General features: G+C 69.1%; 6 protein-coding genes. 2 read left to right on the top strand and 4 right to left on the bottom strand.

Annotated elements, in window-relative coordinates; genetic code table 11:
* The first annotated feature begins 36 nt into the window (after nucleotides 1-36).
* Nucleotides 37-1,476, top strand: a complete 1,440-nt coding sequence (locus ON41_RS02710; RefSeq protein WP_051160898.1) for an FAD-binding oxidoreductase — start codon at nucleotides 37-39, stop codon at nucleotides 1,474-1,476.
* Entirely contained in the window at nucleotides 1,473-2,789 is a 1,317-nt protein-coding gene (locus ON41_RS02705; protein ID WP_040744802.1) for a class I SAM-dependent methyltransferase, read from the top strand. Before ON41_RS02710 ends, ON41_RS02705 begins: the two co-directional genes overlap by 4 nt.
* Here the strand turns inward: ON41_RS02705 and ON41_RS02700 are convergent, their stop codons facing one another.
* From ON41_RS02700 to ON41_RS02685, 4 genes are all read right to left on the bottom strand, one after another.
* The gene (locus tag ON41_RS02700; protein WP_040744800.1) at nucleotides 2,790-6,395 is read right to left on the bottom strand and encodes a serine/threonine-protein kinase; all 3,606 of its coding nucleotides are present in this window, start codon (nucleotides 6,393-6,395) and stop codon (nucleotides 2,790-2,792) included.
* Nucleotides 6,396-6,605: 210 nt separating this feature from the next.
* Complete coding sequence (locus ON41_RS02695) at nucleotides 6,606-8,753, bottom strand: 3-hydroxyacyl-CoA dehydrogenase NAD-binding domain-containing protein (RefSeq protein WP_040744798.1); 2,148 nt, start codon at nucleotides 8,751-8,753, stop codon at nucleotides 6,606-6,608.
* A 31-nt stretch (nucleotides 8,754-8,784) separates the two neighbouring features.
* Nucleotides 8,785-9,996: an acetyl-CoA C-acetyltransferase gene (locus ON41_RS02690; protein ID WP_040744796.1), complete on the bottom strand. Its 1,212-nt coding sequence runs from the start codon at nucleotides 9,994-9,996 to the stop codon at nucleotides 8,785-8,787.
* Between the two features lie 235 nt (nucleotides 9,997-10,231).
* A complete protein-coding gene (locus tag ON41_RS02685) occupies nucleotides 10,232-13,102 on the bottom strand; it encodes a DNA polymerase III subunit gamma and tau (protein WP_040744795.1) in 2,871 nt (956 codons plus the stop codon).
* Between the last annotated feature and the right edge of the window lie 442 nt (nucleotides 13,103-13,544).

The raw sequence follows: 13,544 nt of genomic DNA, 5'->3' as shown, positions 1-13,544 counted from the left end.
TACCACTGCGGGGAGAGATAGCGTCATGGTGTGGCAGTGAGTCTGTTGGGGAAGGCCGGCCGCGCACCGGCCGCATACGAATCAGGTTTCGCCGCGCATCGGGCGGGGGTCGACCGCCTCCTCGCCAGTTACCGCGCGATCCCCCTCGGCGCGAACGTCCGGCTGGCCAAGAAGACCTCGAATCTCTTCCGCGCGCGGGCCAAGAGCACCGCGCCGGGTCTCGACGTGTCCGGCCTGACCAAGGTGATCGCGGTGGATCCCGAGGCCAAGACGGCCGACGTCGCCGGGATGACCACCTACGAGGACCTCGTCGCCGCGACGCTGCCCTACGGCCTCGCGCCGATGGTGGTGCCGCAGCTGAAGACCATCACGCTCGGCGGCGCGGTCACCGGAATGGGCATCGAGTCCAGTTCCTTCCGCAACGGCCTGCCGCACGAATCGGTGCTGGAGATCGACGTGCTCACCGGCGCGGGAGAGATCGTCACCGCGACGCCGAATGGCGACAATGCTGATCTTTTCCGGGGCTTCCCGAACTCCTATGGGACCCTCGGCTATTCGACGCGCCTGAAGATCGAGCTGGAAACCGTGCAGCCCTACGTGGCGCTGCGGCATGTGCGCTTCCACGACCTGCGCGAACTGGAAACGGTCATGGCGCAGATCGTCACCGACCGCTCCTACGACGGCGAGCGGGTCGACTACATCGACGGCGTGGTGTTCACCTCCGACGAGAGCTACCTCGTCCTCGGCCGCCAGACCGACGAGCCCGGCCCGGTCAGCGACTACACCGGGATGGACATCTACTACCGGTCCCTCCAGCACGACTCGCCGCAGCCCAAGCGCGACCGGCTCACCATCCACGACTACCTGTGGCGCTGGGATACCGACTGGTTCTGGTGCTCGCGCGCGTTCGGCACGCAGAACCCGAACATCCGCCGCTTCTGGCCCCGGCAGTACCGGCGCTCCAGCTTCTACTGGAAGCTGATCGCGCTGGACCACAAGTACGACATCGGCGACAAGCTCCAGGCCCGCAAGGGCAACCCGCCGCAGGAGCGGGTGGTGCAGGACATCGAGGTGCCCATCGAGCGCACCGCCGACTTCATGGAGTGGTTCCTCGCCGAGATCCCCATCGAGCCGATCTGGCTGTGCCCGCTTCGCCTGCGCGACAAGGCGAATGCGGCGCCCGGCTCGCGCCCCTGGCCCCTGTACCCCCTGGAGCCGGGCCGCACCTATGTGAACGCCGGCTTCTGGTCGGCGGTCCCGATCGTTCCCGGACAGCCGGAGGGCGCCGCGAACCGGGCGATCGAACACAAGGTTTCCGAACTGGACGGTCACAAATCTCTGTACTCGGACGCCTTCTACGACAAAGATGAATTCGCCGAGTTGTACGGCGGCGACGTCTACCCCGAGCTGAAGAAACACTACGACCCAGACCATCGTTTGCTGGATCTGTACTCGAAGGCGGTGCAACGCAAGTGACCACGTTCAAAGACCGTTCCGACGTCTTCGCGGAACTGGGAACCAAACTCAGCATCGCCGAGATCTTCGAGACCCTCCTCGAAGGCCCGGCGCCGATCCGGTTCACGGCCTACGACGGATCCAGCTGCGGGCCGGAGGATTCCACGTTCCGCCTGGACATCCGCACGCCGCGCGGTATCAACTACATCGCCACGGCCCCGGGCGATCTCGGTATGGCCCGCGCCTACATCTCCGGCGACATGTCCGTCGAGGGCGTGCACCCGGGCAACCCGTACGACATCCTGCGCGCCATGAGCGACCTGAAGTTCCGGCGGCCGTCGGCGCTGGCGCTGGTCACCATCGCGCGCTCGCTGGGCTGGGACGCGCTCAAGCCGATCGCCCCGCCGCCGCAGGAGACCCTGCCGCGCTGGCGGCGCATCGCGCTGGAGGGCTTCCGGCATTCCAAGGGCCGCGACGCCGAGGCGATCCACCACCACTACGACGTCTCCAACGAGTTCTACGAGTACGTGCTCGGCCCGTCGATGACCTACACCTGCGCGGTCTACGAGGACGAGAACTGGACCCTGGAACAGGCCCAGGAGAACAAGTACCGCCTGGTCTTCGACAAGCTCAACCTGAAGCCCGGCGACCGGCTGCTCGATATCGGCTGCGGCTGGGGCGGCATGGTGCGCTACGCGGCCAAGCGCGGGGTCAAGGTGATCGGCGCGACCCTGTCCAAGGAGCAGGCCGAGTGGGCGCAGAAGAAGATCGCCGAGGAGGGCCTGCAGGACCTGGCCGAGGTGCGTCACTCCGACTACCGCGACGTGCCCGAATCGGAGTTCGACGCGGTGTCGTCCATCGGCCTCACCGAACACATCGGCGTACACAACTACCCCGGCTACTTCGGTTTCATCCAGGGCAAGCTGCGCGACGGCGGCCTGTTCCTGAACCACTGCATCACCCGGCCCGACAACACCCGCACCACGCGGGCCGGTGATTTCATCGACCGCTACGTCTTCCCGGACGGCGAGCTGATCGGCTCCGGGCGCATCATCTCCGAGATCCAGAACATCGGCCTCGAGGTCGTGCACGAGGAGAACCTGCGCCCGCACTACGCGCTCACGCTGCACGAATGGTGTAAGAACCTGGTCGACAACTGGGACGCCTGCCTGGGCGAGGTCGACGAGGGCACCGCGAAGGTGTGGGGCCTGTACATGGCCGGCAGCGCCCTGGGCTTCGAGCGCAATGTGGTGCAGCTACACCAGGTGCTCGGCATGAAGCTGGGGAAGAACGAGGAGTGGACGGTTCCGCTGCGCCCCTGGTGGAAGGCCTGATCACAACAGCGAATCGAGGAATTTCCTGGGGATGTCGGGGACGTCGCCGTGCTCGGCCCCGAGCAGCATGTCGTCGCGCAGCGTGTGCAGCAGTGACAGCACACCCGGCCCGGCGTCCACCAGTGGCCGGGTCCAGCCCAGTTCGGCGCAGCGCGCGACCGCCGGGGTGAGCGTGGCGATCGCCTCGCCGGTCCAGCCCGCGGCCGACAGGCATTCGGCCAGCAGCAGCGCCGCCTCCAATTCCGCACGGGGACGGCGCTGTTCGACCATCCGGCCGTAGAGGGCGCGGGCCCGCTTCACCGCGGAGTCGGTGGTGCCCAGCGGGGCCGGCTCGTCGTCGCCGGCCGGATCGGGCGCGCCGTCGTAGTGCCGGGCCAGCAGCGCGCGGATACCCGCCAGCTCCTCGGCCTCGGCCGTCAGGGCCGCGGTCCCCGTGCTGTGGCGCAGCGGCCGGAGCCCTTCCGCCGCAGCGGTTCCGGCGTTCTGCTCGCCCGGCAGCGCGAGGCGCAGCCGTTCGGCGCGGATGTGCGCCGCCAGCCGCGGCAGCTTGCGGTCGGCCGCGATCCGCGCGCCCTCGTCGAGCCGCGCGACCGCGGTATCCCGGTCTCCGAGAACCGCTTTCACCCGCGCGCCCACCACGAATGTCGTGATCATGAAATCGACCGGCCCCACCCGAGCCACGAGCTGGTGGCTCTGGTCCAGCAGCCGTTCGGCCGCGTCGAGATCGCCACGCCGGTAGGTGACCTCGCCGAGCATCGCCGCGGCCACCCGCACCGCGTGCGACCGCGGGCCGGAGCGGTCGCGGGCGGTCTGCCACGCCTGTTCGAAACACTGTGTGGCCGTATCGATGTCGAGTTGCTCGTAGGCCGCGTCGCCCTTGCCCAGCAGGCCGAACACCACGCCCAGCGCATCCTTGGACCGCGCGTGATAGGGGGCGGCCCAGTCCTGCACGCCCCGCGCGCCGTCGAAGTCGAATTCGCACAGCCGCACGAACGACACCAGGTTGGCCGCCGTGGACACCGTCCAGGGCGGCAGTTCGTCGGCCAGCCGCAGGCAGTCCGAGATCTTGTCCAGCACACCGTCGGAGCGGTCGCGGGCCACCTGATCGGCGGCGGCCAACACCGCGGCCTCACAGCGCTGCCGCGCGGTCTCGGTGGACGAGCCGCCGCGCGCGAGCATGCTCGACAGCCGCCCCAGCGCGGTGCGGGCCGCCCCGGACTGTTGCAGGGTGATATTGGCGCGGGCCAGGGCCATCAGCAGTTTCGACCGCGAGGCCACCTGCTGCACCGGCAGTTTCGACACCGAGCCGAGCAGCGTGGCCAGCTTCGAGGTGTCGATGAGGTCCATGCCGCCGTTCTCCAGCAGGTCCAGCGCCAGCTTGAGATCGGTCGCCGCCAGCGCGTGGTCGACCGACTTGCGCACCAGCTGGTGTTCGGCGTACCAGCGGGAGGCCTTGCGGTGCAACGACTTCAGCTTGCCCGGATGGGTGCGCTCCAGCCGGTTGCGCAGCTGCTCGGCGAACAGCGGCTGGATCCGGAACCATTCCGGGTCGTATTCGATGCGGCTGACGAACAGCTCCCGCTGCTGCGCCTGCTCCAGCAGCTGCTCGGCGTCGGGCTCCCCGCTCAGGGCCGCCGCCAGAGCGCCGCTGACCTTCTCGGTCACCGAGATCGACATCAGGAACTCGAGCATGCGGGTGTCGAGGGTGTCCAGCACGTTCTCCGACAGATAGTCCCGGATCGCCTGATTACCGCCGGACAGATGCGCGATGAGTTGTGCCGGATCCACGTCGTGCGCGCCGCGCAGCGACAGGCTGACCAGCTGGATGGCCGCCGGCCACCCGTCGGTCGCGGTGTGGATCTGCTCGATTTGCTCGTCGGTCAGCTCGAAACCGTTGCGCTCCACCAGGATCTGCCGGGTCTCGGCCGTCGTCAGGCGCAGCTCCTCGCAGCCGAGTTCGACCAGTTCGTCGCGCACCCGCAGCCGGCTCAGCGGCAGTCCGGCCTGTTCGCGGGTGGTCACCACGAAGCGCAGGTGGTGACACGCGTTGTCCAGCAACGTATCCATGGCCCGGTGCGCCCCGGCATCGGTGACCCGGTGCCAGTCCTCGACCACCACCACGACCGGCCGCCCGGCGGCGTGGATCTCGTCGATCAGCGTCGAGATCGCGTACGGCACGGCCTCTCCGGAGCGTTCCTCGAGCACCTGTTCGAGGCCGGCGCCGATATCCGGGCACACCCGCCGGATCGCCTGGACGAGATGGGCGAGAAACCACACCTCGTTGTCGTCGTCGCGGTCGATGCCGATCCATGCCACCGCCGAACCGCCCGCGGTCAGCTCGGCCCGCCACTGGGCCGCGACGGTGCTCTTGCCGAATCCGGCGGGGCCGTGGATCACGGCCAGCCGGCGACGGTCGCCCGCCCGCAGGATGTCCAGCAGCCGGGGGCGGGAGACCGGTTCCCGGGTCGGCGTCGGCGGGCGGAATTTCGTCGCGGCCGTGGGCGGCAGCGTCACCGGGACGGATCGGGTCGGCGCACCCGGATGCGTGGCGTCGCGCGGGCCCAGTGTGGGCGGCCGCAGCGTCGTCGAACCGCGCTGGCCGGTCAGCACCGACCGGAACCGTCGCTCGGACTGGTCCACCGGGCTGCCGTCCCCGCTCTCGCTCGTCTCCGGGCCGGGGATCAGCAGGGCCATCTCGTCGGGTACCTCCCCGAGTTCGGCCTGGACCGATCGCAGCAGTTCGCCCAGTTCCAGCGCCGACTCCGGCCGCTCGGCCGGATCGGCCGCCATGGCCCGCTCGATCACCGCCGCGACCCCGGCGGGGATGTCCTGGTCACGCAGGTCCGGAATGGGCTGGGTGGTGATCCGCAGGAATTGCGCGACGACCCGCTCCCCGGACTGGCGCTCGAAGGCCGCGTGCCCGGTCAGCAGGGCGAACAGGGTGGATCCGAGGCCGTAGAGATCGGACCGGACGGTCGGCTCTGTGCCCTTGAGCACCTCGGGCGCGGTGAAGGCGGGCGATCCGGTGATCATGCTGGTGGAGGTGCGGAAGCCGCCCGGGATCCGCGCGATGCCGAAATCGGTCAGCTGCGGTTCGCCGTAGCGACTCAGCAGCACATTCGCCGGTTTCACGTCGCGATGCAGCACGTCCACCCGGTGCGCGCTCTCGATCGCCCCGGCCAGTTTCACCCCGACCCGCAGCGAATCCTGCCAGCCCAGCGGGCCGTGGTCGCGGATCAGCTGTTCCAGGGACCCGTGCGTGGCGTAGGGCATCACGATCAGGGGCAGGCCGCTGGGCGTCACGTCCACCTGCAGCACGTCGACGATGTTGGGATGGCCGGACAGCCGGCCCATCGCGTGCTCCTCGCGCAGGAACCGCTCGCGGCTCTCCTGATCTATCTCCGAGGACAGCACCTTCACGGCGACGACACGATCCAGGGCCCGCTGGGCGCAGCGATAGACGACCCCGAAGCCGCCGCGGCCTATCTCCTCGGCGTCGAACAGACCCATCGCCGCGAGTTCGTCGGCGATACCGACCGACGGGTGCCGCTGGGTGTTCGACTCGGCGGGATCGGCGCTGCGGATCCTGCCCGCGTGTGGGTTCATGGGACCACCTCGAACGTTCCGCACTGATTCCAACGTAGCGCGGAGACCAGACATGCGGTGGCAATTCCGCCCCCACGTGCGCGTGTCCCGGACGGCGCGGCGAAAGTCCTTCGCAGACAGCACGGCCCGGATCACGAGAATCCGTGATCCGGGCCGTCCGTTGTTTCCGGCGCGCATGTGGCCGGAATCCACATAGTTATATGTGGGCCCCTACTTGCGCAGCGAGGCGGGCACCTCGAACCGCTTGCCGTACTTGGCGGCGAGTTCGTCGGCGCGGGCCACGAAGCCCTCCTGCCCACCCGGGTAGCCGACGATGAACTGGTGCACGCCACCGGTCCAGGCCGGGTAGCCGATGCCGAAGATCGAGCCGATGTTGGCATCCGCCGTGGCGGTCAGCACGCCCTCGTCGAAGCACTTCTGGGTCTCGATGGCCTCGATGAACAGCTGCCGGTCGATCAGGTCCTGGAAGGGAACCTTGTCCTCGGTGCTGGTCTTGAAGTGCTCACGCAGTCCGGCCCACAGGCCCTGGCGCTTGCCGTTCTCGTCGTACTCGTAGAAGCCGGCCTTCTCGAGACGACCCGGACGACCCTCGCCGACCATGTAGTCGATGACGTCCTGCGCCGGGTGCCGCTCGGTGCCCAGCTTGGTGTCGCCGGCCTTGGCGGCCTCCAGGGTCTCCGTGGCGATCTTCTGCATGAGCTTCATGTTCAGCTCGTCGGACAGCTGCAGCGGCGCCGCCGGGTAGCCCGCCTGCAGACCGGACTGCTCGATGGTCTGCGGGTCGATGCCCTCCTTCAGCATGGCGATCGCCTCGTTGACGAAGGTGCCGATCACGCGCGAGGTGAAGAAGCCGCGGCTGTCGTTGACCACGATCGGGGTCTTGCGGATCGCGAGGGTGTAGTCGAACACCCGGGCCAGCGCCTCGTCGGAGGTCTTCTCACCCTTGATGATCTCCACCAGCGGCATCTTGTCGACCGGCGAGAAGAAGTGGATGCCGATGAAGTCGCTCTCCCGCTTCACGCCGGCGGCCAGGCCGGTGATCGGCAGGGTGGAGGTGTTCGAGCCGAGCAGCGCGTCGGCGTCGACGATGTCCTCGATCTCCTGGAAGACCTTGTGCTTGAGCTCGGTGTTCTCGAAGACGGCCTCGATGACGAAGTCGACGCCCTGGAGATCCTTGGCCTCGGCGGTCGGGTGGATGCGATCCAGGAGCGCCTTGGACTTCTCCTCGGTGGTCTTGCCCCGCGAGAGGGCCTTGGCCTCGATCTTCTCCGAGTAGTTCTTGCCGCGGTCGGCCGCCTCCTGCGAGACGTCCTTCAGCACGACCTCGTAGCCGGCCTTGGCGGAGACGTAGGCGATGCCCGCGCCCATCATGCCCGCGCCCAGCACGCCGACCTTCTTGATCTCGCGCTTCGGCACGTCCTTCGGCCGCGAACCACCGTTGTTGATGGTCTGCAGGTCGAAGAAGAACGCCTGGATCATGTTCTTCGCGACCGGGCCGGTGAGCAGGTTCACGAAGTACCGCGACTCGATGAGCGACGCGTTGTCGAAGTCGACCTGCGCGCCCTCGATGGCGGCGGACATGATGTTCTTCGGGGCCGGCATGTTGGCGCCCTTGAGCTGCTTGCGCAGGTTCGCCGGGAAGGCCGGGAGGTTGGCGGCCAGCGCCGGGCTCGACGGGGTGCCGCCGGGGATCTTGTAGCCCTTGACGTCCCAGGGCTGCACGCCCTTGTCGGGGTTGGCCTTGATCCACGCCTTGGCGGCCGGGACCAGCTCCTCGACCGTGCCGACGACCTCGTCGACCAGGCCGATGCCCTTGGCCTTGTTGGCGTCGAACTCGTTGCCCTGCAGCAGGATCTGCAGCAGCGCGGTCTGGATGCCGAACATGCGCACGGTGCGGGTGACGCCGCCGCCGGCGGGCAGCAGGCCCAGCTTCACCTCGGGCAGGCCGATCTTCAGGCCCTTCACGTCGGCGGCGATGCGGTGGTGGGTGGCCAGCGTGATCTCCAGGCCACCGCCGAGGGCGGCGCCGTTGATCGCGGAGACGACCGGCTTGCCGAGCTGCTCCAGGCGGCGCAGCGCGCCCTTGATGACGGTCAGCTCCTCCATGATGCCCGCGGCGTCCTCCGGCCCGGTCTTCATCATGTTCTTGAGGTCACCGCCGGCGAAGAAGGTCTTCTTCGCGGAGGTGATGACGACACCGGTGATGTCGTCCTTCTCGGCCTCCAGGCGATCGACCGTGGCCTGCATCGAGGTCTTGTAGAGCTCGTTCATCGTGTTGGCGCCCTGGTTGGGGTCGTCCATGGTCAACACGACGATGCCGTCGGCGTCCTTCTCCCAGGCGATCATGTTGTCGGTCATGTGTTTTCGTCTCTCCTGTGAGGTAGGGGCGTCAGACGCGCTCGATGATGGTGGCCACACCCATGCCGCCGCCGATGCACAGGGTCACCAGGGCGTAGCGGGCGTTGCGGCGCTCCAGCTCGTCGACCATGGTGCCGGTGATCATCGCGCCGGTGGCGCCGAGCGGGTGGCCCATGGCGATGGCGCCGCCGTTGACGTTCAGCTTCTCGTCCGGGATGTTCAGGTCCTTCTGGAACTTCAGGACCACCGAGGCGAAGGCCTCGTTCAGCTCGAACAGGTCGATGTCGTCGACGCTCAGGCCGGCCTTGGCCAGCGCCTTCTGCGCGGCCGGGGTGGGCCCGGTCAGCATGATGGTGGCGTCGGCGCCGCTGATGCCGGTGGCGACGATGCGGGCGCGCGGGGTCAGGCCGGAGGCCTTGCCGGCCTCCTCGTTGCCGACCAGCAGGATCGCGGCGCCGTCGACGATGCCGGAGCTGTTGCCGCCGTGGTGGACGTGGTTGATCTTCTCCACGAAGTGGTACTTCTGCGTGGCCACCGCGTCGAAGCCGCCCATCTCGCCGATCGTCGCGAACGACGGGTTGAGCTTGGCCAGATCCTCCAGGGTGGTGCCGGGACGCATGTGCTCGTCGCGGTCCAGCACGACCAGCCCGTTGATGTCGCGGACCGGCACGACCGACTTGGCGAAGTAGCCGCCGGTCCAGGCCGCCGCGGCGCGCTCCTGCGACCGCACGGCGTAGGCGTCGACGTCCTCGCGGGAGAAGCCCTCGATGGTCGCGATCAGGTCGGCCGAGATGCCCTGCGGGACGATGTAGCTCTCGTAGCTGGTCCAGGGGTCCATGAACATGGCGCCGCCGTCGGAGCCCATCGGCACGCGCGACATGGCCTCGACGCCGCCGGCGATGACCAGGTCCTCGAAGCCGGAGCGGACCTTCTGGGCGGCCAGGTTGACGGCCTCCAGGCCGGACGCGCAGAAGCGGTTGATCTGGGTGCCGCCGACGGTGTCGGGCAGGCCGGAGGTCAGGACGGTGGTGCGGGCGATATCGGCGCCCTGGTCACCCACGGGCGAGACGACGCCCAGGACGACGTCCGAGATGCGGTCCTCGTCCAGGTTCGGGAAGCGGTTACGCAGCTCCTTGACCAGACCGGTCGTCAGATCGATCGGCTTGACCGAGTGCAGCGAGCCCTTCTTGTTACGGCCACGCGGTGTGCGGATGGCCTCGAAAATGTAGGCCTCAGTGGTCATATCGGAGTGTTTCCTTCCTTAGGCTGCGCCGACACCGCAGTGCTCGGTATCGCCGCAGGTGACCTGCGACTGGACGCTGTACAAACGTCGGCATGCCTCGGCCCACGCAGCCTCCGGTCGCCCGGACTGTCCGGACAAACCATAGAACCTCGTAGCACCGCTGCTGACGACCACCCGTTCATAGTACAGCCGGATGCGAACTCCGGTTAACTTAAGGCCGTCCGGCAGGTGTCTGTCAACCCTCCAGGCGTGTGGCGCCCAGCTCACTCACCAGCAACTCCAAGGCCACCTCATCGGGGTCGCGGCGCTCTTCCGCCGGTACCGGGCGGACCGACTCGGCGAGCATCTCCTGCTCTTCCTCGGGCGTCGACGCAGGTGGGACACCGTCATAACCTACCGGCGAGTAGTCTGCCGGGCCGGGGTCGTCCGGGACATCCGGCCCGTCGGGCAGCGGAATATCGTCGTCGGGCGGCGCGGAACGGGTGCCGGAATCGGCGGCGGAAGAACTCGATTCGCGGCCGCGCGCGGCCGGAGCGGACGCGGAGTTCTCCGGGCTCGTCGCCCGCGACTGGCTCGGGCGGGTGTACTTGGGCGGCTCCGTATGCGCCGCGCCGCCCGCATTACTCGCCGGCGCCGGTGCGTGGCCCCCGCTACCGGCGCCTCGCCCCCCGCCGCTCCCCGCTCGTCCGCCACTGCCCGCGGCTTGTGCCCCACCGGTCGCACCACCGGCGGCGGGGGCCGCGCCGGAGCCGACCTCCCAGCGCACCCCGTACTCGCGGCCCACCACGGCGTGCACCGCACCCTGCACGGCCTCGACGTACTTCGGATTCGACAGCCGCTGCGCCAGCGGCGCGTGCTGATGCGCGAAGACGATCGTGTCGCCCTCCACCCGCGCCACGGAGGCCCCGGACAGCAGCGCGTGCACCGCCGCCCCGAACTCCCGCACCTTGGCCCGGATCTCGCCCCACTTGGCCTCGATCTCCCGCGCGGCATCCCCCGTTGCGGCCTGCCGAGATTCATCCACAGCCCGCACGGGCGTGGAATCACCTTGCGGCGCTGCGTATTCGTCTGCCGGAGCCTCCACCTCGGCCGCTCCGCCGACAGCAGCCGCGCCCTCGGACGCATTCGATGCCACAGCACCGGACTCGGGCCGCGCGGCAGGCTCCTCGGCGACGTCCTGCGCGGAAGCCGCCACGCCATCCGGGCCGCCGGTCTGCTCGGAAACCGCCGCGGCAGCGGGGGCACCGGTCTGCGCGGAAACCGCCACGCCTTCGGACTCACCTGCCCGGGTGGGTGACGGTGCGCTCGGCAAATCGGCAGCGCCACTCTGAGGGTGTATAGGGGGCTCGACGGCGTTCCCCAGTTCCGTGGCGTCGACGCGGTTGTCACCGCCGTCGTCCACCACGCCGACATCCGGCGTTGCACCCACCGGGGCCGACGCATCGGCCGGGGCGGTGACAGTTTCCGCGGTCGAATGACCATGCGGCGCACCGGATTCGGACCGGCTACTCGATGGGTCTACCGAGGCCGAGCCTGCGTCGGCAGCACCTACCGAGGCCGGATCCGCGCCGGGTTGTGGCCGCGCATCGGAATTTTCCGGACCGCCGGGCGTCTGTGCCCGCTGGGCGGGGTGCGGCCGCTGCTCCTGCACCCGTCCGGCCGCGGTGTCCGGACCGGCGGCAGACTCCTCCGGTTCGGCGGGCTGCGGGGACCGGGAGGCATCGCCCGGTTGTCCCGCATCGGCACTCGGAGGAGCAGAAGGTGCCGCTGGGGCAGAGGTGGCTCCGGACGGCGAAGGCCCGTCCTTCTCCGCACGGATGGCGGCAAGGGCCTCGGCACCACGACGCCGCGACCCCCCGGCGGGCTGGGCGACAGGCTGCGACGGCGCACTCGCCGGAGCGGGCGCGGAACCGGCGCCCTGGCCCGGATTCGGGGCCTGAGGTACAGCGCCTCCCGCCATTCCGCGTTCCAGCCGCTCCAGGCGTTGCAGGGCGGCGGATTCGGCATCGGAGACCGAGGGCAGCAGCATGCGGGCGCAGACGACCTCGAGCAGCAGGCGCGGGGCGGTCGCGCCGCGCATCTCGCCCAGGCCCTCGTGCAGGAGTTCGGCGTAGCGGGTCAGCGTGGCCGGGCCGATGCGCTCGGCCTGGTCGCGCATGCGCTCCAGGACATCGCCGGGACCGGTGACCAGGTTGCGGTCGGCGGCGTCGGGGACCGCACGCAGCAGGATCAGATCGCGCATGCGCTCCAGCAGGTCGGTGGCGAAGCGGCGCGGGTCGTGCCCGGCCTCGACCACCCGGTCCACGGTGCCGAACAGGGCCGAGCCGTCGGCGGCGATCAGGGCCTCGACGGCCTCGTCGATCAGCGCGATATCGGTGACGCCCAGCAGCGCCAGCGCCCGCTGGTAGGCCACGCCGTCGGGCCCGGCGCCGGCGAGGAGCTGGTCCAGCACGCTCAGGCTGTCGCGGGGCGAGCCGCCGCCGGCGCGGATCACCAGCGGGTACACCGCCTCCTCGACCTGTACGCCCTCCTGCTCGCAGATCTTGCCGAGCAGGCCGCGCATGGTCGCGGGCGGCAGCAGCCGGAACGGATAGTGGTGGGTGCGCGAGCGGATGGTCGGCAGCACCTTGTCCGGTTCGGTGGTGGCGAAGATGAAGATCAGGTGGGCGGGCGGCTCCTCGACGATCTTGAGCAGCGCGTTGAAGCCCGCGGTCGTGACCATGTGCGCCTCGTCGACGATGAAGACGCGATACCGCGATTCGGCCGGCGCGTAGAAGGCGCGATCGCGCAGCTCACGGGTGTCGTCCACACCGCCGTGACTCGCGGCGTCGAGTTCGATGACATCCAGATTGCCCGGACCGCCGGGACCCAGCGACACACACGACGGGCACACCCCGCACGGGCGGGACGTAGGGCCCTCCACACAGTTCAGCGAGCGCGCCAGGATGCGCGCCGAGGAGGTCTTGCCACACCCGCGCGGGCCGGAGAACAGATAGGCATGACTGATCCGCCCCGTGTCCAGCGCCGTACTCAGCGGATCGGTGACGTGCTCCTGCCCCACTACCTCTGCGAACGTTGCCGGTCGATACTTCCGGTACAGAGCCACGCGCCTGAGGGTACCGGCGCAGACCGACAGTGTTGATGGCGGCGGCTACCCCCGTGAACAGATGCGCGGGGACGATTCCTCCGGCCCGATTCCGCGGAGTGCAACAGACTGATGGGTCCGGTCGGGGGTGGCAAACAATTTCGTCAAACGTTCAAGTTGGACCTCGTCCGGAAAGCGAAACCGCAGTTCGGCGAAATCATCGGACTCCGTCCCCGTTTGCCTCACAGATTCTGGACATAACGATCCAGCAACTGGGTTGGCCATTCTTGCAATCGAATGGCTAACGTTGGTTTCGGCAACTTCGGTAGCCAAACCTTCATCAGGTTGGTGGCCCCGGTCGGTCCCTCATCCCGACCGGGGCACAACCTAATCACCCCCACGCACAGAGCCCAGCGGGAGTTCTCCCTACGGCGCCGCCGGACCCTCCCGCACGTCCCGGAGG

Origin of the sequence: Nocardia transvalensis NBRC 15921, from assembly GCF_000308875.1 — a bacterium.
GTDB lineage: Bacteria > Actinomycetota > Actinomycetes > Mycobacteriales > Mycobacteriaceae > Nocardia > Nocardia transvalensis.
This window is presented reverse-complemented; position numbering and strand designations above follow the sequence as displayed.